The organism is Rhodoferax ferrireducens (assembly GCF_031458075.1).
Lineage (GTDB): Bacteria > Pseudomonadota > Gammaproteobacteria > Burkholderiales > Burkholderiaceae_C > Rhodoferax_B > Rhodoferax_B ferrireducens_A.
In genome coordinates this window covers 246,756-265,265 of record NZ_JAVDXT010000002.1, presented here as the reverse complement: position 1 = coordinate 265,265, position 18,510 = coordinate 246,756, and the positions used below count along the sequence as shown (strand labels likewise).

The window sequence follows — 18,510 nt, the reverse complement described above, 5'->3', positions numbered from 1 at the left end:
AAGCGCAAGCAGCTATTATTTATGTAGCACTATGCAGCAGATGGATCTACCGGAAGAAAACGGGGATCGACTTCCACCGGCGTCTGCTCGGCCAGTTGTTCGGCCTTCACATGCTGGTAAATCGCCTTCACCAGCGGTTCGCAGCCTTCGCGGGTCAGCGCCGAAATTTCAAACACCGGGCCCTTGAACTTGAAGCGTTTGATGAAATCCTTCACCAAGGCCGCCCGCTTGTCGGTCTCCGCCATATCGAGCTTGTTCAGCACCAACCAGCGCGGCTTTTTATACAGCGCATCGTCGTACTTCTTCAGTTCGCCGACGATGGCCTTGGCCTGCGCCACGGGATCGATGGAATCGTCAAACGGCACCATGTCCACTACGTGCAGCAGCAAACGGGTGCGCTGCAAATGGCGCAGGAACAGATGCCCGAGACCGGCGCCTTCGGCCGCGCCTTCGATCAAACCCGGCAGGTCGGCCACCACAAAGCTCTGCTCGGGGCCGACACGCACCACGCCCAAATTCGGGTGCAAGGTGGTGAACGGGTAATCAGCAATACGTGGCCGGGCGTTAGAGATCGCCGTGATAAAGGTGGATTTGCCGGCGTTGGGCATGCCCAGCAAGCCGACGTCGGCCAGCACCCGCAGCTCCAGCTTCAGGCTGCGCTTTTCGCCAGGCCAGCCCGGCGTCTTCTGGCGCGGTGCACGGTTCACTGCGCTCTTGAAGCGCATATTGCCAAAGCCGCCATCGCCGCCCTTGGCAATGGTGATGACCTCACCGGGCACCAGCAGTTCGAACAGTTTTTCGCCAGTTTCGGCATCGGAAATGATGGTGCCGACGGGCATCTTCAACGTGATGTCGTCGCCGGCGGCGCCAAACATGTCCGAACCCATGCCGTGTTCGCCGCGCTTGGCATCGTGCCGGCGCGAGAAACGAAAATCGACCAAGGTGTTCAGGTTGATGTCGGCTACCGCAAACACATGGCCGCCACGGCCACCGTCGCCACCGTTAGGGCCGCCGAATTCCTTGTACTTTTCATGACGAAACGACACGCACCCGGCTCCGCCATCGCCTGCGGAGATGTCAATGTAGGCTTCGTCAACGAACTTCATACCGATTCCAGTTCCAAAATTATCCCGAAATAGCTTTTCAGGTTTGGGAGCAAAGCCTCCAAACCTGAAAAGCCCGGTCCCTAAAACACCGAAGCCCCGACGACGCGGGGCTTCGGGGGGATCAAAGCGATCTATCCAACCAGGGCTTAGGCCGCTGGCGTGATAACCACTTGGTGCTTGTTCATCGAACCCTTGATAGCGAACGACACGTGGCCGTCAACCAAGGCGAACAAGGTGTGGTCTTTGCCCACGCCGACATTGGTGCCGGGATGGAACTTGGTGCCACGTTGGCGAACAATGATGGAGCCTGCGCTCACCAGTTCACCACCAAACGCTTTCACGCCAAGCATTTTTGGCTTGGAGTCACGTCCATTTCGCGTAGAGCCGCCGCCTTTTTTCTGTGCCATGACCTGTGCCCGTTATGCTGCAATAGCGCCGATTTGCAGTTCGGTGAACTGCTGACGGTGCCCTTGGCGTTTCATGTAGTGCTTACGACGGCGCATTTTGAAAATGCCCACTTTGTCGTGCTTGCCGTGAGCCACTACCGTGACCGTAACCGTTGCGCCGGAAACCAAGGGGGTGCCGACCTTGATCTCGCTGCCGTTGCCGACTGCCAGAACTTGATCAAACACGATCTCTTGGCCTACGTCCGCAGCAATCTGTTCTACTTTAATTTTTTCACCGGAAGCAACACGATACTGTTTGCCACCGGTTTTTATGACCGCGTACATACTTGACCTCTTCACTTAATCTGCAGACGAATTTCCACAGAGCCCTAGATTCTAGCATTGTCTTGCGCGCACCGCCAGCCACCTGGTTTTAAGCCAGCAAGGTGGGGTGGCGAACTTCTTATAATTACGCAACTACCTGCTATCTATTTTGTCCGCCAACTCTTCCCGCACCGCTGCCGCCCTCGCCCTCATTGCCGATGACATGCGCGAGGTTGACCTTGTTATTGCACAGCGACTGGCATCCGGCGTGCCCCTGGTCGGCACCGTGTCGCAGTACATCATTTCCGCTGGCGGCAAGCGCTTGCGGCCCGCAATCCTGCTACTGATGTGTGGTGCATTGGGCTACCGCGACGCGCAGCGCTTCAATATGGCGGCCGTGGTGGAGTTCATCCACACAGCTACCCTATTGCATGATGATGTGGTGGACGAATCCACGCTGCGCCGCGGCCGTGCCACAGCCAACGAAGCATTTGGCAATCCGGCCAGCGTGCTGGTGGGCGACTTCTTGTACTCGCGCGCGTTCCAGATGATGGTGGACGCCAAAGACATGCGCATCATGCAGATCCTGGCCGATGCGACCAACGTGATCGCCGAAGGCGAAGTCATGCAGCTGGTCAATATGCACGACGCATCTCTCGATGAGGCCGCCTATCTGCGCGTGATCCGCTCCAAGACCGCCAAGCTGTTTGAAGCCAGCGCCCGGCTGGCCGCCATCCTGTCCCACAGTTCCCCCGAAATCGAGCAAGCCTGCGCCGACTACGGCCAGGCACTGGGCACGGCCTTCCAGGTGATTGACGATGTGCTCGATTACGACGGCGACGCCGCCGAAATGGGCAAAAACCTGGGCGATGACCTGCGCGAAGGCAAAGCCACCTTGCCCTTGATTGCCGCCATGCAGCGAGGCACCCCGGAGCAGTGCGCGCTGATCCGCAATGCCATTGAAAACGGCGAGACCGAGCGCCTGGACGAAATCATTGCCATCGTCAAAAGCACAGGTGCCTTGGATGTGACCCGACAGGCGGCTGCCGTGGAAGCGCAACGCGCAGTGGCTGCCACGCAGCACTTTCAGTCCAATCCCTACACCGAGGGATTGCTACAATTGGCCGCCCAATTATTGGAGCGCCGTTCTTGAGCTAACGGCATTCGAGCGGGGTGTAGCTTAGTCAGGTAAAGCGCTACGTTCGGGACGTAGAGACCGGAGGTTCGAATCCTCTCACCCCGACCAAATTTCGACGGTGAGCACTTTATGTGCTGCCTTCAAGAAGCGGTCACCCCCACCATTGAAACAGGAGCGGCATCAGCACGGATGACAGCACCGCCTGCATCCCCAGTGCGATACCTGCATAAGCCCCGGCATCTGGATGTACCTGCAAGGCTCTGGCCGCGCCAATGCCGTGCGAAGCTGTGCCCAGCGCAAAACCGCGTACCGCCCAGGAGTCGATCTTCAGCACATTGAACAGGTACTTGCCCGACAAGGCACCGACCAAACCCGTGAGAACGGCAAACACGGCGGCCAGTGCGGGCACCCCGCCCACGCGCTCGGCGATGCCCATGGCGACGGGTGCGGTGACAGACTTGGGCGCCAGCGACCGCAGCACTTCGTCCGGCAGACCCAGCACCCAAGCGATGGCCACCGCGCTAACGGCTGCAGCCAAGCCACCCGCCAACACGGCCAAGGTCAGCGCCACCCCACGTTGGCGCACTTCGGCACGCCGTAACCAGAGCGGCCAAGCCAACGCCACCACCGCCGGCCCCAGCAGCACGTGTACAAACTGGGCCCCTGCAAAATACGACGGATACGGCGTGCGGGTCCACACCAGCAAGCCACCCAGCACGACCACCGACCAGAGCACCGGGTTCGCCCAAGGCGCGCGCTGGACCCGCTCGTACACCGCCTGCGCGGCCACATAGGTCAGCAAGGTAGCCGTCAGGCCAAACAACGGCGTGGCCGACAGATAGACCCAGAGCTGCACAAAATCAGTCATGCGGATCCTTTTGCAAAGCGGGCTTACGCAGTAGCGCCTGCAGCACCAAGGCAGTGACCGCCAAGCCGATCCAGGTGGACAACACAATCACCACCAACAACTGCAGTCCGTATTGCGACACCAGTTGCAGATGGATGACGACGCCTACGCCTACCGGCACAAAAAGCAAGGATAAATGGGCCAACAACAATTCAGCCATTGCCGCCACCGGCTCGCGCACCCAGGCCCAATGCAAAGCGGGCAGCAACAAAACCAAGCCCACCACCGGGCCCGGAAACGGCAATCCAAACAGCCGCGTCAGACTCTCGCCCGCTGCCTGCAACATCAGCAGAAACGCCAAGCCACGCAATGCCATCATGGATATCCTTCCCGGGGTGTTGCCACAGTCCGCCCAGCATAGCGGCAAAGCAGCGGCCCGAACCACAGGCCAGGGAGGGCGCTATTCAGCGCACTGGACGATGCTGTGCTTGTCCATCAGGCGGTACAAGGTCATGCGGGATATGCCCAGCTCGCGTGCGGCCAAAGTCACGTTGCGGCCTACGCGGGTCAGGGTGAGGCAGATTGCATCGCGCTCGGCCAGGGTGCGGGCGGCGTCCAGCCCCAATACTTCGATTCTCTCTGCTGCCTGCAAGCCCAGATCTGCAGGGCCGATCAGGCGCTGGTCGGCCATCACCACCGCGCGCCGCACCCGGTTGTGCAGCTCGCGCACATTGCCTGGCCAGTTGTGCGCCAACATCGCCGCAATCGCCTGCCGGCGGAAGCCTTCGACCCGGGTATTGCCCTCGCCAATGCAGCAGCGCAGAAAGTGCTCGGCCAGCACCGGCACATCCTCCATCCGGCTGCGCAGCGGCGGTACCTCGATGGGCAGCACGTTCAGCCGGTAGTAAAGGTCTTCGCGGAAACGCCCTTTGGCCACGGCTTCTGCCAGGTCAACGTGGGACGCAGCCACCACCCGCACGTCCACCGCCAGGCTGCGCACGGCCCCGACACGCGTGATGGTTTTTTCCTGCAGAAAGCGCAGCAGGCTGGTTTGCAACTCCAGCGGCAAGTCGCCAATCTCGTCCAGAAAGATGGTGCCATTGTTGGCTGCTTCGATGAAGCCGTTGCGCTGCGACGAGGCGCCGGTAAAAGCACCACGCTCATGGCCGAATAGTTCCGAATAGATGAGCGAAGGCGAAATAGCGCCGCAATTGACCGCAATGAACGGCCCGTCCGACCGGCGTGAATAGCGGTGGATGGCTTGCGCCGCCAGCTCCTTGCCACTGCCGCTTTCTCCGGCGATCAATACGGGGGCGGCGGTGGCAGCCACTTTGCGAATCTGCTGGCGCAAACGCTTGATGGCAGAACCACGCCCGACCATGCCCAGAGCGCCCGCTTCATGCTCCTGGGCGTAGTAGCGCTGCCGCAGTGTGGCGCGCCGCGCCGCATGCTCCAGGAACAGCGCCAGAGCCGGCCAATCCAGCGGCAAGGTCTGGTACCCAAAAAAGAAGCCCAGGATCAGCTCCCGGAACTCCGACGTCTCCAGGGCCTGGCTATCGCATACAGCCACCCATTCCGACCCCTTGGACGCCTTGACACAAGCCTCCAACGCTCCGTCGGGCACGGCGTGCCCAGCTCCCAGCACCAGCAGGCTCACCGGAAAATGTCGATGGGCCTGGATGCGCCCGGCCGCTGGCAGATCCGAGGCCTGCTCGACCTCCCAGCCAGCGGCCAGCAGATGGGACGCGACTACGCCTGCATCGTCACCCAGCCCCACGCACAGGATGTTTCGAACCGCCATGGTGAGACCTGTCAAAACGATACCGGAATCCTGACGGTCAGCGTCAAATTGGGTGTGTCCGGGGTCAGACCTGCGGCTACCGATACGTTCACGGTCGTCTTGGGGTCCAACCGGTACGAGTAGCCGAGCAACAATGAAGCCAGCTGCGTGCGTACCGAGCTCTGCACCGGAGCACCGTTTTGCCGGGTTCGGGCAATTGAGTTCAGGTCCACCCCCATGCTGAAGGTGGAGCGCTCATTCAACGCCAGGCCCATGCCGAAATTGACGCCCAGCACACCGCCAGGTTTGATGGTGCCGATCAGTTCGCTTTGCCCCCCCAAGACCATGCGATGCACGTTGTCGCGTCCAAAATTATGGGTATAGCTGAAGCTGCCAAAAAACACCGCAGGGTCCGAGGGAAGCAGCCAGGTCAGGCCGGTCTGCAACGAATAGAAACCGGAGCCAGTGGGCAGCTCCAGCGGCAGGCCGGTGCCGGTGGTGTTGCCGATGCAACGGGTCACGCAATCGGTTACCACCTCGAATGGATCTTTACCCGTGCGCGACTTGAAGCGCAACGAACCGATCATGAAGGGGAAGTTACCCTTGGGCTGGTTCAACTGGTAGCGTGCTGCGAACTCGATATCGCCCACCGACATGCCGCTGCTGTTGAAAGCGCGGTCGGACGCGGCTCCGGTAAATATCTCGCGGCTGACGGTGGAGTCCGAGCGGTAGACATAAGGCACCTTGACCTCCGCCTCCAGCCGGTTCGTCAGTCCCCAGCGCGCGGCGAGTGCGGCGGTCGTCACATTGCGTTTGACTTCGCGCACGTCGATCAGGCCAATCAGCAGCGCCGGGATCACGGTGTACCCCACCAAGGCCACCCGGTTACTCGACGAATAACCGTACTGCACCGACGGCTCCAGCACATAGTGGCCGGGCGGCGTCAGAATGCCGGGCTGGTCGAACAACTGGGCGACTTTGGGTGGCTGCACCTCCGCGCTGGGAGCCACGCCCACGCGTACCGACTGGGTACCGTCAGAGCCCTCGGCAGGTTGTTCGTTCGCCATCGCCGGATTCTCGGTGCGTTCATTGGCGGGGGCCTCCGGCTTGGCCCCGCCCGGCTGTCGGCCCGCCTGTTCCGCCACCTGCTGGCGCAATGCCTCTATCTGTCGGCCCTGCTCAGCGACCAACCGCTGCAGTGCCTCAATCCGCTGGTCCACCGTGCTGGACAGTGGTGTCTCCTGTGCATACGCACCAGCACAGAGCAACGCTACGGAAGAACAGGCCAGCTGCAAAACTGGCCGATTCTGGCGAAATACTCTCATGGACTTGCTCCTTGTAGTCAAGGCATCGCCTTGCTTTTTCTTCTGGGCTTGATTTTGTATTGCCACATACAAATTGTGTACAAACTTCACATTCAAATTGAAACTGTACGTAAACCACTTTAAATGAATGACTGTCACACAATTGAGGCAGTCCCTTTGTTTGGTTTATCACCCCTCCACAAAACAGCGAACCCAAGCCCAGGCCTTGCTGGCGGCACTGGTCGACACTTTCTACCGGGGTGTTGGGGTGGCAACCATGTCTCATGCATGTGACAGTGGCGGCAACCGCCTCTGCCAGCGCATACAAAAAAGGCCTGGAAACAGGCTGGTTTACACCGCTCGGCGCTACAGCCAGCCACCCTGCCAGTCACGGAATCGTTACAAACCAGGCCCGCCAACGGCAGGTGCGGTGCCGCCATTGGGCCCATTTCGACTGCAATCCGCTTCAAAAACAGTGTTTACCCGCAGAAATCGCATACAAAACTAAAGAAAAAAATGTAGGCACACAAAATGCAAATGCTGATTTGGAGTTGTGGCGCTATGGCTCGGAGCTGTGCACCGTGGCTCGATTTAGGACCTTTCTACTTTCAACGTTTGGAGGATTTATGAAAACAACGCTTCTAGCTACTGCGCTCACAGCGATATTCGGGTTAAGCAATGTGGCCCTGGCCAGTGACATCGACACGGACGTGACCCAGCGGGCCCGCACCGGCGACAACACCAGTACCGTCACCACCACCAACACGGATACGCGGACGGATTCCAGTACAAACACCAAAACCTATACGGATACAGATACCAAGACCATCACCAAGACAAACTCCAGCACCAACTCCAAGAGCTATGCGAACAGCAGCACCAACTACCGCGACACAGGCGCTGCCCGTGCCACAGACCGGTCTGCCGCACTGAACAACGGCTCCACCGGCACCTTTACCAATGCCTTCAATGTGGCAACCGCCACCGCCACCAGCAAGCTGGAAGGATCCGTCTCCGGCAACCGCATCTACGGCATTGGCAACGATGCCTACAACACCGGCAATGCCAATGGCGGCCGGGCCTATGGCGGCGACGGCGGCAATGCCAAGGGCGGCTATGCAACCGGCCGGGGCAATGGCGGTAGCGGTGGCGAAGGCTATGGTGACGATGGTGGCAACGGCGGCAAGGCCTCCACCGGCGGCGTCAGCACCAAGACCATCAATGGCAGTGCCGACGGCGGCAGAGGCGGCAGCGGTTCGGGCGGCGGCGCCAACGGCGGTGACCGGTCAGGCCGGGCCATTGCCAATGGCGATGACGGCGGTAACAGCGGCCGAGCCAATGCAAATGCCAACGGCAGGGGCGCTGACACTGGCGGCACCAGCACAACCGGCGCCGGTGGCGCAGGCGGCGCAGGCGGCACCGCATCGGCCAATGCAGGCGGCAGCACCCGTACCGCAGGAGCCGGCTCTGGCGGCGCAGGCGGTGCAGCCACCAATGGCAGCGCCACCGGCGGTGCAGCCACCAGCGGCACGGCGACAGCAGGTGCGGGCGGCGCAGGTGGCGCGGGCACAGGCGGAGCCGGTGGCGCAGGCAACGGTGGCACCAACACCGCAGCCGGCGGCACAGGCGGTGCAGGCTCTGGCGGCGTAGGCGGCGCAGGCGGCACCAACACCGTCAATGCAGGCACGTTCGACATGTCCAACACGATGACCAGCGTTGGCCAGTCGGCCGCCGGCATCATGGTGGCCAGCCAAAACAGTGGCATCGCTTCGCTCGTTCAGCAAAGTGTGAACGTACAAGCCAACCTGAACGTGGGTCAGTAACGCGTAGCCGGTAAGGCCATGCTGTCTGCGCCCCTGGGCGTGGGCAGCATGGCGGATACCGGTACCCCACCCACTCCACCGAGAGACCGAGGGGACAATGCCATGCAATCAACCATATTCCGCGGGCCGGGCGGCCTGGCGCTGGCCTGCGCACTGCTAGCGCCAGCTCTGGCGCAAACCCAGGACCCCGGCAGCACTGCGGCCCGCGCGGGTTTCAGCAAACCGGTAGCCGTGGTCGAGCTGGGCAATTACCGCGGCGGCAGCCAGTTCGTCCACAACGACATCACCCTGGCCGGCACCACGGCGGACAACTCCGCACAGCAGGTAACTACCGGCAACAACGCCATCAGCTCCGGCGCCTTTGCCAATATGAGCGGCATACCGGTGGTGATCCAGAACTCTGGCGCCAACGTGCTGATACAGAACGCAGTCATCCTGCATCTGCAGATCGATTGACGGCGGCACCATGCGCAGCCTGCTGCTTTCCTTAGCGCTGCTCGCCGGCACCGGCGTAGCACCGGCGCAGACTGCGCATCTGCCGTCCATGGGCGCGGGCGACTTCCGCGTACCCGTCACCAGCATCCGCGAAGCCCGCTGGGCCGGCACCCTGCTGCAGCAGTACGACTTCAGCTGCGGCTCCGCAGCCCTCGCCACCCTGCTGACCCACCACTACGGCTATCCGGTCAGCGAACAAGCGGTGTTCGAAGAGATGTACGCGCAAGGCGACCAGCAGAAAATCCAGCGCGAAGGCTTCTCCCTGCTCGACATGAAACGCCTGCTGGCCAAGCTCGGCTTCGAAGCCGACGGCTTTGAGCAGCCGCTGGAAAAGCTCAACGAGGCCAATGTGCCAGCCATCGTGCTGATCAACGAGAAGGGCTACCACCATTTCGTGGTGGTCAAAGGCGTGCAGCCCGACCGGGTGCTGATCGGCGACCCGGCACAAGGCACGCGGGCCGTGGCGCGCCAGGCGTTCGACGCCAGCTGGCAAAACCGCGTGCTGTTCGTCGTACACAACCGGATGGACACCGCCCGCTTCAACCTGCAGGCCGACTGGCGCGTGGCACAGCGCGCGCCCGTCAGCGATGGGCTGAACCGTATCGGCGCTGCGGGCATCACCCTGCCCCGGCTCGGGCCTGGAGACTTCTGATGCGTGCCCCTCGTCCCATGATCTTGAGCAAGCGCGGACGCAACCTGTGCCTGTTCGCCATCCTGGCGATCTTGGCTTATTTTTCCGACCGGGCCGATGCAGGACAACCAGCCGACAACAACCTGTGGCGCACCGTCAGCAACAGCACCCTGGACAAGCTGCGGGGCGGCTTTGATATCGGCGGTGGGCTGCAGGTCAGCTTCGGCATCACCCGCACGGTCTACATCAATGGCGCGCTGATCACGGAGACCACCCTGAGCCTGGGCGAGCTGTCCCAGCTGACACCCGCACAGGCTTCGCAACTCAACGGCCAGCTCGCCGGCCTGAACCTGGTGCAGGTCGGCCCGGGCAATAGCGCGCCCAGCGCGGTAGCGAACATGGGGGCGGGCACCGTCATCCAGAACACGCTGAGCAACCAGCAAATCAATGTGCAGACCTTGATCAACGCCAGCTCCAATGGCCTGGGCATGGTGCGGAACATGAACGTGCAGGGCACCATCGACGATGCCCTGGCCCGCGCGATTGCGCCACGCTGAAACCTGCGGCAGCGTCGCCTTATTGCTATTATTTATATAGCTACTCGCGCTGATTGAATAAGCGCTACAGGCCTTTTTTCTTTAAATCATCAGGCCGGGCTGACACTGTGCGCAGCGCGCTCCACCAGATGGTCGACCATGCGCCGCACCGCCGGCTGCAACCCATCCAGGTTCTGGAAGCACACGGCAAACCTGCGCTGGGCCCAGCCATCGGTCAGCGGAATCACCCGTATGCCCAGCAAGGCGGCAACCGGGCCACCCACTTCCACCGGCACCACGCTGACCCCCAGGTTCGCCGCCACCACCCGAAAGGCCGCGTCGAAGTTGGACACCACCACCCGGTACGACACGGTGCGCCCGGCCCGCGCCGCCGCCCGCTGCAGCATGGTGTGGACCGCCGTGGAAGGCGGCAAGCCCACGTGCTCGTAGTCCAGCGTCTGCTCGAAGCGCAGGGACTTGCGCTGCGCCAGCGGATGCCCGGGGTGCACGGCCAGCGCCAGCCGGTCTGTACGGTAGGGCCGGTGCTGCAGCCCGTCCAGGTCCACGCTGTCCCAGCACACGCCTACCGAGGCACTGCCCTCGCGTACCAGGCGCACCAGGTCGCGCGACAGCCGCTCTTCAATGTCCACCTTGATGTTGCGATTGGCGGGCTCGCGCATGAACACTGCAATATCGTCCAGCAAGGACTCGGCAATCGCCGAGGCACTGGCGACCAGGCGCACATGGCCCTTCACCCCGCTGCCGAACGCCGCCACGTCGGTGGCGATGCGCTCCATGGTGAACAGCACGTTGCGCGCATGCTCCAGTAGCGTCACGCCGGCCGCCGTGGGCTGTACGCCACGCCGGGCGCGCAGCAGCAGGGGCGTGCCCAGGTCGACCTCCAGCTGGCTGATGCGCTTGCTCACCGCCGAGGGTTCTATGTGTTCGTGCTCGGCCGCGCGGGCCATATTCTGGTGGTCGCACACCGACACAAACAGCCGCAGGGTCTTCAGGTCCAGGTCACGCATGGCGCCATGATGGCATGTTTTTGACATTCCAGTTTGGACACTCCAGTATTCCAAAATGCCACTGGATAGTTTGAATGGCATGTCTAAAAATACGCCACAGCCAGCCCACTGGCCCTTAGGAGACAACCATGCCCACCTTCCCATCCAGCGCCGTGGTCCGCGAAGTAGGTTTGCGCGATGGCCTGCAAAGCATACAAACCATCCTGCCCACGCCCCTCAAGCAGGAATGGATACGCCTGGCCTACGCTGCCGGCCAGCGCGAGATCGAGGTCGGCTCCTTCGTGCCCGCCCGGCTGTTGCCGCAGCTGGCCGACACCGCCGAGCTACTGGCCTATGCCCAGACCCTGCCCGGCCTGCGCGCTTCGGTACTGGTGCCGAACCTGCGCGGCGCCGAAAGCGCCATCGCCCAGGCTGCGCACCTGATGATCGTGCCACTGTCCGCCAGCCACGCCCACAGCCTGGCGAACCTGCGCCAGACCCCCGACGAGGTGGTAGCCGAGGTGGCCCGCATCCGAGCCGCCCGCGATGCGGCGGGCTCCAAAACCTTGATCGAAGGCGGCGTGGGCACGGCCTTTGGTTGCACCCTGCAAGGCCGGGTCGAACCGGCCGAAGTGCTCCGCCTGATGCAGGCCCTGCTGGACGCCGGCGCTGACCGCGTGAGCATCGCCGACACCGTAGGCTATGCCGACCCGCGCCAGGTCAGCGAACTGTTCGAGCAAGCGCTGAAGATCGCCGGCGACCGCTTCTGCTGCGGCCACTTCCACGACACCCGTGGCCTGGCGCTGGCCAATGTCTATGCCGCGCTGTCGCTGGGCGTGCAGCGCTTCGATGCCTCGCTGGCCGGTATCGGCGGCTGCCCGCACGCCCCCGGCGCCAGCGGCAATGCGGCCACCGAAGACCTGGCCTACATGCTGGCCAGCATGCGCGTGGACACCGGCATCGACCTGCGGCAGCTGTTGAAACTGCGCGCCCAGGTCAGCGAGTGGCTGGCCGGCGAAACCACCCACGGTGCGCTGTGGCGCGCCGGCCTTCCCAAAACTTTTTCCGAGACAACTGCATGAACACCCTCCCCCTCGCGGGCATCCGCGTCATCGAATTCACCCACATGGTGATGGGCCCGACCTGCGGGATGATCCTGGCCGACCTGGGTGCCGAGGTCATCAAGATCGAGCCCCCGGGCGGCGACAAAACCCGCAATCTGCCGGGCCTGGGCATAGGCTTCTTCCGCAGCTTCAACCGCAACAAGAAAAGCGTGGTGCTGGACATCACCACGCCCGAGGGCCAAGCCACGGCCAAAGAGCTGGCAGCCCAATGCGATGTGGTGCTGGAGAACTTCCGCCCCGGCCTGATGGACAAGCTGGGCCTGAACTACGCCAGCCTGTCGGCCTTGAATCCGCGGCTGGTCTACGCCTCGCACAAGGGCTTTTTGCCCGGCCCCTACGAGAACCGGTTGGCGCTGGACGAGGTGGTGCAGATGATGGGTGGCCTGTCGTACATGACCGGCCCCGAGGGCCGGCCGCTGCGCGCCGGTACCTCGGTCAACGACATCATGGGCGGCATGTTTGGCGCCATCGGCATCCTGGCCGCGCTGCGTGAACGCGACCGCACCGGCCAAGGCCAGGAGATCCAGAGCGCGCTGTTCGAGAACTGCGTATTCCTCAGCGCCCAGCACATGCAGCAGTTCATGATGACCCAGGAACCGCCGCCGCCCATGCCCTCGCGCGTGTCGGCCTGGAGCGTCTACGACGTGTTCACCCTGGCCCAGGGCGAGCAGCTGTTCATCGGTGCGGTCAGCGAAAAGCAGTGGCTGACCCTGTGCGATGTGCTCGAACGTCCCGATCTGGCCAAAGAGCCGGCCTTCCTGACCAACGCCCAGCGGGTTGCCGTACGCCCGGCCCTGCTGCAGCGGCTGGGCGAAATCCTGCAGCACCACGTCGCCGCCGAGCTGTCACCCAAGCTGGAGGCGGCCGGCATTCCCTACGCGCCCATCATGCGGCCCGACCAGCTGGTCAACGACCCCCACCTCAAGGCCAGCGGCGGCCTGGTGCCCATGCAGACCGACGACGGCGGCAGCACCGAGGTGGTCTTGCTACCGCTGACCCTGGGCGGCCGGCGCCCCGGCGTGCGCATGCCGCTGGCGGCCGTCGGCGAGCACACCGATGAAGTGCTGGGCCAACTGCACAGTCGATGAACCCATAAAAACACATTCCAAAGGAGACAAACCCCATGAACCCCATCCTGTCCCGCCGCGCCACCCTGGCGCTGATCGCCGCGTCCTGCAGCCTGCCCACATGGTCGCAAAACGTGCCCGACAAGCCCCTGCGCGTGATCCTGCCCATAGGCGCGGGCTCCGGTGTGGACACCATTGCCCGGGCCGGCACGCAGGCACTGACGAAGGCCCTGGGCGGCCAGCCGGTGGTGATCGAAAACCTGCCCGGCGCCGGTGGCATCACGGGCGCCTCGGCGCTGGCCAAGGCCGCGCCCGACGGCCTGACCATCGGCCTGGTATCCAACAACCATGTGATCAACCCCAGCGTGTTCAAGAAGCTGCCCTACGACACCCTGGGCGACTTCACGCCCATCAGCGTGATGGGCGCCACGCCCTTTGTGCTGGTGGTGAACCCGAACAAGGTGGCGGCGCACAACGTGAAGGAGCTGATCGCCCTGCTGAAAGCCAAGCCCGATGCCTACAACTACGCCTCTTCCGGCAACGGCACGGTGATCCATCTGGCCGGCGAGATGTTTGTTGACGAAGCCCAGGTGAAGATCCGCCACATCCCCTACAAGGGCACGGGCCCGATGGTGACCGACCTGATCGGCGGCCAGGTCGAAATGGGCGTGGTGGCCCTGCCGGCCGTGCAAGCCCACCTGAAAAGCGGTGCGCTGCGGGCGATTGGCCTGTGCGGTAACGTGCGCACGCCGGCCGCCCCCGACATCCCGACGATTGCCGAGCAGGGCCTGCCCAACTACAACATAGAAGGCTGGTTCGCCGTGATCGGCCCGGCCAAGCTGCCCGCCGACCAGGTGAAGCGCATCCACGACGCCTTTGTGGCCGCCTATGCCTCGCCCGAGGTCAAGGAGGCCATGGCCAAGCAGGGCAATGTGATCAACCCGACCACACCCGAAGCCGCGGTCCAGTATTTCCGCACGGAGATGGCGCGCTATGCGGTGCTGGCCAAAAAATCTGGTATCACCCTGGACTGAACTACCAGGAAACCACCATGCCCATCTACAGCCTAGGCTCCCACATCCCCGACATTGCCGCCAGCGCCTTCGTAGCCGCGGAAGCCACCCTCGTCGGCCAGGTCCGCCTGGGCGAGCACAGCAGCGTGTGGTTTGGCGCGGTGATCCGGGCCGACAACGAGCCCATCCGCATAGGCGCCTCCAGCAATGTGCAGGAAGGCGCCGTGCTGCACGCCGACCCCAGCTTTCCGCTGACCGTGGGTGAGCGCGTCACCGTGGGCCACCAGGCCATGCTGCACGGCTGCACCATCGGCGATGGTTCGCTGATCGGCATCCAGGCCGTGGTGCTGAATGGCGCCATCATCGGCAAGCACTGCCTGGTCGGCGCCGGTGCGGTGGTCACCGAGCGCAAGGAGTTCCCCGACCGTTCGCTGATCCTGGGCGCGCCAGCCAAGGTGGTGCGCACGCTGAGCGACGAAGACGTTGCGAACCTGGAGCGCAGCGCCGCCGGGTATGTGCAGCGCGCGGCCACATTCCGCACAGAGCTGAAACGGCTTGCCTAGCCAGCGCTGAAAACCTGCGCAGACACAAAAAGCAGCGCAGCAACTTGCATTAAAACTGCGCACTCTTTGCGAAATGATTGCGCCATCTATTTCTACAAGGACACACACCGTGGCAGACCTCTTCGACAATCCCATGGGCCTGATGGGCTTTGAATTCGTGGAATTCGCGTCGCCCACCCCGGGCGTGCTGGAGCCGGTGTTCGAGCGCATGGGCTTCACTCTGGTGGCCAAGCACCGCTCCAAGGACGTGGTGCTGTACCGCCAGGGCGAGATCAACTTCATCGTCAACCGTGAGCCGAAAAGCGTGGCCGGTTACTTTGCCGCCGAGCATGGACCCAGCGCCTGCGGCATGGCCTTCCGCGTCAAGGATTCACACCACGCCTACCGCCGCGCGCTGGAGCTCGGTGCCCAGCCGATCGAGCTGCACCCCGGCCCGATGGAACTGAACCTGCCGGCCATCAAGGGCATTGGCGGCGCGCCGCTGTACCTGATCGACCGGTTTGAAGACGGCAAATCCATCTACGACATCGACTTCGACTTCATCGAAGGCGTGGACCGGCACCCGGTAGGCCATGGCCTGCAGCTGATCGACCACCTGACCCACAACGTCTACCGCGGCCGCATGGCCTTCTGGGCCGACTTTTACGAGCGCCTGTTCAACTTCCGCGAGATCCGCTTCTTCGACATCAAGGGCGAATACACCGGCCTAACCTCCAAAGCCCTGACCGCGCCCGACGGCAAGATCCGCATTCCGCTCAACGAAGAATCGCGCCAGGGCGGTGGCCAGATCGAAGAGTATTTGATGAAGTTCAACGGCGAAGGCATACAGCACATCGCCTTGATCTGCGACGACCTGCTGGGCACGGTGGACAAGCTGGCCCTGGCCGGCGTGCCGCTGATGACGGCGCCGAACGAGGTGTATTACGAGATGCTCGACGGCCGCCTGCCCGGCCACGGCCAGCCGGTGGCCGAGCTGCAGACCCGCGGCATCCTGATGGACGGTTCCACCGACGGCGGTACGCCGCGCCTGCTGCTGCAGATCTTCTCGCAAACCCAGCTGGGGCCGGTGTTCTTCGAGTTCATCCAGCGCAAGGGCGACGAAGGCTTTGGCGAGGGCAACTTCAAGGCGCTGTTCGAATCCATAGAGCGCGACCAGGTGCAGCGCGGCGTACTGCAAACCGCATGAATGTGGAACACCCCCAGGCTCCACGCTGCGCGTTTCCGCCCCCCCTTGCAGGGGACGAACCCAGTGGCCCGGCGGAGCCGGTTCCACGGGTTCCCTGGGATAAGGGCCGTTGTGCCCGCCGTTGGGTTGTGAGCAACTGCTAATTCAGCATGAAATCGGCCGCTGGCGCATACAAAACCTGCGCTAGCAGCTATTCAAACAATAGCAAAACCCAGCCGCCGCGATATGTCGGCGGCGGCCTGGCGCACCGCCACCGCCATGGGCGAATCCCAGTCCGCATCGAAATGGTCCGCATGGCCCAGCGCGGTGATGACCAGGGCTACATGGCCTTCGTGGTCAAAAGCGGCGGCGCCAAAGGCATTGACGCTGGGCACAGGCCGGCCCAACGCGCGGGTTACGCCATGCGCTTGCACCTCCTGGCTGGCCGTGCGCAACTCTTGTTCCAGGTGCTGGGCGCCCCGCAGGTCCGCCGGGCTGAACTGCCCCATCGGCCCGGCCAGCGCTTCCTCCAGCATCTTGCGCGGCAAAGCTGCCGCGAACGCGCGGCCGGTAGCCGTGCCCAGCACCGACATCACAGTGCCGGCCCGCATGTTCACGTGCAGCGGCTGGCGTGCCTCGATCATGCGCACCACGGTCGGTCCCATATTGCCCCACAGCGCAATGATCACGCTCTGGTCGGTGCTGGCGGCCAGCCGCTCGGCCACTGGCACCGCCACCTTGATCGGGTCCAACTGGTGCAGGCAGGTCAGCCCCAGCTGCAGCGCGGCGGGCCCCAGCGCATAGCGGCCAGTGCCCAGGTCTTGCTCGATCAGGCCCAGCTTGCCAAAGCTGACCAGGTAGGGATGCGCACGCGCGGCCGGCAGGCCAGCGCCGGCAGCCAGGTCTTTCAAAGTCATGGCCGTGGGATGCCCGGCCAGCGTCAACAGCAGGCGCCCACCCACCTCGACCGACTGCACGGCGCGCTGGGCCTTGGCATCGGGTGCGTCTGTGGCAGGATCTGCGGGCGGGCTGGACAAGGTTTTTTTCATGCGGAGCTAGGGGATCAAAGTCTGTGGCTGGGCGGCATTGTGACTGGATTTTGCAACGTCCATATGCCGATACGCAAATGACAAATGCATTTGACAAAGACAAATTTAAAAATAAAATTGCAAACCGATTTGCTCTAAGCAAACTTTAACCACCGGAGACACCATGGCAAGCCTTTCCTTCGTATCCCGCGCCAGCCGCGTTCTGGGCGCTGCAGCGCTGACTTTATGCACCCTGGGCGCCCTGGCCCAGGACGGCAAACCCGTCGAATGGGTACTCGGCTATGCGCCCGGCGGCGGGTCCGACGTGCTGGCCCGCTCGCTGGCCGAAACCATGGGCAAGAGCCTGGGACAGCCCATCGTCATCACCAACAAGCCCGGTGCCGCCACCAATATCGCCGCCGACTACGCGGCCAAGGCCCGCGATACCGAGCACACGCTGTTGACCGCCGACTTCGCCACCCTGGCTGCGAATCCCGCGCTGTTCAGCAAGCTCAGCTACAACGCCGAACGCGACTTTGTGCCGGTGGGACTGCTCGGGCGCTTTCCGATGATTCTGGTGGTCGGCCCGAACGTGCCGGTGCGCAATTGGAAGGAATTCCAGGCCTGGGCCCAGGCCAACCCAGGCGGCACCAGCTATGCCTCGGCCGGCATGGGCAGCCCGCACCATCTGGCGGTGGAGATGCTGGGCGACGCCGCCAAGCTCAAGCTCACCCATGTGGCTTACCGGGGCGCAGCGCCGGCCGTGCAGGACGTGATGGGCGGCCAGGTGCCGTTCATGTTCATCGACTCGGCCGTCGGCTACCCGTTCATCGCCGCCGGCAAGCTCAAGGCGATTGGCGTGGCCAGCCCGGCGCGCATCAAGACCATGGCCGAGATCCCCACCCTGGCCGAGCAAGGCCTGCCCAAGTTCGAGGCCTGGGCCTGGCAAGGCCTGGTGGCTCCGGTGGCGGCCAAGCCCGAGACCGTGGCCCGCTACAGCCGCGCCTTGCAGGAGGCCCTGGCCAGCACGCCGATCAAGGCCCGCTTCCAGGCCCTGGGCGTGGAAGCCATGCCCGGCACGCCGGCCCAAATGGCCAGCTACACCCAGACCGAACGTGAGCGCTGGGGCCGCCTGATCCGCGACAACGGCATCAAACTGGACTAAGGAAACTC

Annotated in this window: 21 protein-coding genes and 1 tRNA gene; 13 read left to right on the top strand and 9 right to left on the bottom strand. The window is 63.4% G+C overall.

The features are described from left to right. Positions 1 to 29: 29 nt before the first annotated feature. The 3 genes from cgtA to rplU all read right to left on the bottom strand — a co-directional run bounded on the left by cgtA (position 30) and on the right by rplU (position 1,837). Positions 30 to 1,106, bottom strand: coding sequence for an Obg family GTPase CgtA (gene cgtA, locus J2X19_RS10285; RefSeq protein ID WP_092756602.1), 1,077 nt, complete (start codon positions 1,104 to 1,106; stop codon positions 30 to 32). Positions 1,107 to 1,252: 146 nt separating this feature from the next. After that, complete coding sequence (gene rpmA / locus J2X19_RS10280) at positions 1,253 to 1,513, bottom strand: 50S ribosomal protein L27 (RefSeq protein WP_092756604.1); 261 nt, start codon at positions 1,511 to 1,513, stop codon at positions 1,253 to 1,255. Between the two features lie 12 nt (positions 1,514 to 1,525). Then, positions 1,526 to 1,837, bottom strand: a complete 312-nt coding sequence (gene rplU / locus J2X19_RS10275) for a 50S ribosomal protein L21 (protein WP_092756606.1) — start codon at positions 1,835 to 1,837, stop codon at positions 1,526 to 1,528. 148 nt (positions 1,838 to 1,985) lie between these two features. Here rplU and J2X19_RS10270 point away from each other — a divergent pair, with 148 nt between their 5' ends. Together J2X19_RS10270 and J2X19_RS10265 are read left to right on the top strand one after the other, a co-directional pair. Beyond that, positions 1,986 to 2,969, top strand: coding sequence for a polyprenyl synthetase family protein (locus tag J2X19_RS10270; protein ID WP_310373063.1), 984 nt, complete (start codon positions 1,986 to 1,988; stop codon positions 2,967 to 2,969). 16 nt (positions 2,970 to 2,985) lie between these two features. Next, positions 2,986 to 3,062 (top strand) — tRNA-Pro (locus J2X19_RS10265). A 43-nt stretch (positions 3,063 to 3,105) separates the two neighbouring features. On the opposite strand, the gene J2X19_RS10260 is transcribed toward J2X19_RS10265, so the two are convergent. The 4 genes from J2X19_RS10260 to J2X19_RS10245 all read right to left on the bottom strand — a co-directional run bounded on the left by J2X19_RS10260 (position 3,106) and on the right by J2X19_RS10245 (position 6,648). Continuing rightward, complete coding sequence (locus tag J2X19_RS10260) at positions 3,106 to 3,822, bottom strand: LrgB family protein (RefSeq protein WP_310373062.1); 717 nt, start codon at positions 3,820 to 3,822, stop codon at positions 3,106 to 3,108. Then, a complete protein-coding gene (locus J2X19_RS10255; protein WP_310373061.1) occupies positions 3,815 to 4,180 on the bottom strand; it encodes a CidA/LrgA family protein in 366 nt (121 codons plus the stop codon). Before J2X19_RS10255 ends, J2X19_RS10260 begins: the two co-directional genes overlap by 8 nt. A gap of 81 nt (positions 4,181 to 4,261) precedes the next feature. Further along, positions 4,262 to 5,602 carry a sigma-54 dependent transcriptional regulator gene (locus J2X19_RS10250; protein ID WP_310373060.1) on the bottom strand — a complete coding sequence of 447 codons (1,341 nt, stop codon included), beginning with the start codon at positions 5,600 to 5,602 and terminating at the stop codon, positions 4,262 to 4,264. Positions 5,603 to 5,613: 11 nt separating this feature from the next. After that, complete coding sequence (locus J2X19_RS10245; protein ID WP_310373059.1) at positions 5,614 to 6,648, bottom strand: acetate kinase; 1,035 nt, start codon at positions 6,646 to 6,648, stop codon at positions 5,614 to 5,616. On the opposite strand from J2X19_RS10245, the gene J2X19_RS10240 reads away from it, so the two are divergent. The 5 genes from J2X19_RS10240 to J2X19_RS10220 all read left to right on the top strand — a co-directional run bounded on the left by J2X19_RS10240 (position 6,634) and on the right by J2X19_RS10220 (position 10,391). Next, positions 6,634 to 7,029 carry a hypothetical protein gene (locus tag J2X19_RS10240; protein WP_310373058.1) on the top strand — a complete coding sequence of 132 codons (396 nt, stop codon included), beginning with the start codon at positions 6,634 to 6,636 and terminating at the stop codon, positions 7,027 to 7,029. The genes J2X19_RS10245 and J2X19_RS10240 overlap by 15 nt on opposite strands. A 482-nt stretch (positions 7,030 to 7,511) precedes the next feature. Next, a complete protein-coding gene (locus J2X19_RS10235; RefSeq protein WP_116603936.1) occupies positions 7,512 to 8,708 on the top strand; it encodes a hypothetical protein in 1,197 nt (398 codons plus the stop codon). A 102-nt stretch (positions 8,709 to 8,810) separates the two neighbouring features. Beyond that, the gene (locus J2X19_RS10230) at positions 8,811 to 9,164 is read left to right on the top strand and encodes a hypothetical protein (RefSeq protein ID WP_310373057.1); all 354 of its coding nucleotides are present in this window, start codon (positions 8,811 to 8,813) and stop codon (positions 9,162 to 9,164) included. A 10-nt stretch (positions 9,165 to 9,174) separates the two neighbouring features. Beyond that, entirely contained in the window at positions 9,175 to 9,855 is a 681-nt protein-coding gene (locus tag J2X19_RS10225; protein ID WP_310373056.1) for a C39 family peptidase, read from the top strand. Then, positions 9,855 to 10,391 (top strand): hypothetical protein, encoded by a 537-nt coding sequence (locus tag J2X19_RS10220; RefSeq protein WP_310373055.1) that lies wholly within the window; start codon positions 9,855 to 9,857, stop codon positions 10,389 to 10,391. Before J2X19_RS10225 ends, J2X19_RS10220 begins: the two co-directional genes overlap by 1 nt. A gap of 89 nt (positions 10,392 to 10,480) precedes the next feature. On the opposite strand, the gene J2X19_RS10215 is transcribed toward J2X19_RS10220, so the two are convergent. Beyond that, positions 10,481 to 11,398, bottom strand: a complete 918-nt coding sequence (locus tag J2X19_RS10215; RefSeq protein WP_310373054.1) for a LysR family transcriptional regulator — start codon at positions 11,396 to 11,398, stop codon at positions 10,481 to 10,483. A 128-nt stretch (positions 11,399 to 11,526) separates the two neighbouring features. Here J2X19_RS10215 and J2X19_RS10210 point away from each other — a divergent pair, with 128 nt between their 5' ends. From J2X19_RS10210 to hppD, 5 genes are all read left to right on the top strand, one after another. Beyond that, complete coding sequence (locus J2X19_RS10210; RefSeq protein WP_310373053.1) at positions 11,527 to 12,459, top strand: hydroxymethylglutaryl-CoA lyase; 933 nt, start codon at positions 11,527 to 11,529, stop codon at positions 12,457 to 12,459. Beyond that, the gene (locus J2X19_RS10205; RefSeq protein ID WP_310373052.1) at positions 12,456 to 13,589 is read left to right on the top strand and encodes a CaiB/BaiF CoA transferase family protein; all 1,134 of its coding nucleotides are present in this window, start codon (positions 12,456 to 12,458) and stop codon (positions 13,587 to 13,589) included. The genes J2X19_RS10210 and J2X19_RS10205 overlap by 4 nt, the downstream gene beginning before the upstream one ends. Positions 13,590 to 13,624: 35 nt before the next feature. Further along, on the top strand, positions 13,625 to 14,602 hold the full coding sequence (locus J2X19_RS10200; RefSeq protein WP_310373051.1) for a Bug family tripartite tricarboxylate transporter substrate binding protein: 978 nt from the start codon (positions 13,625 to 13,627) through the stop codon (positions 14,600 to 14,602). A gap of 17 nt (positions 14,603 to 14,619) precedes the next feature. After that, entirely contained in the window at positions 14,620 to 15,144 is a 525-nt protein-coding gene (locus J2X19_RS10195; protein WP_116603943.1) for a gamma carbonic anhydrase family protein, read from the top strand. A gap of 109 nt (positions 15,145 to 15,253) precedes the next feature. After that, complete coding sequence (gene hppD / locus J2X19_RS10190; protein WP_310373050.1) at positions 15,254 to 16,330, top strand: 4-hydroxyphenylpyruvate dioxygenase; 1,077 nt, start codon at positions 15,254 to 15,256, stop codon at positions 16,328 to 16,330. 194 nt (positions 16,331 to 16,524) lie between these two features. Here hppD and J2X19_RS10185 read toward each other — a convergent pair whose 3' ends face one another. Then, the gene (locus J2X19_RS10185) at positions 16,525 to 17,358 is read right to left on the bottom strand and encodes an IclR family transcriptional regulator (protein WP_310373049.1); all 834 of its coding nucleotides are present in this window, start codon (positions 17,356 to 17,358) and stop codon (positions 16,525 to 16,527) included. A gap of 163 nt (positions 17,359 to 17,521) precedes the next feature. On the opposite strand from J2X19_RS10185, the gene J2X19_RS10180 reads away from it, so the two are divergent. Beyond that, positions 17,522 to 18,502, top strand: a complete 981-nt coding sequence (locus tag J2X19_RS10180) for a Bug family tripartite tricarboxylate transporter substrate binding protein (protein WP_116603945.1) — start codon at positions 17,522 to 17,524, stop codon at positions 18,500 to 18,502. Positions 18,503 to 18,510 lie beyond the last annotated feature (8 nt).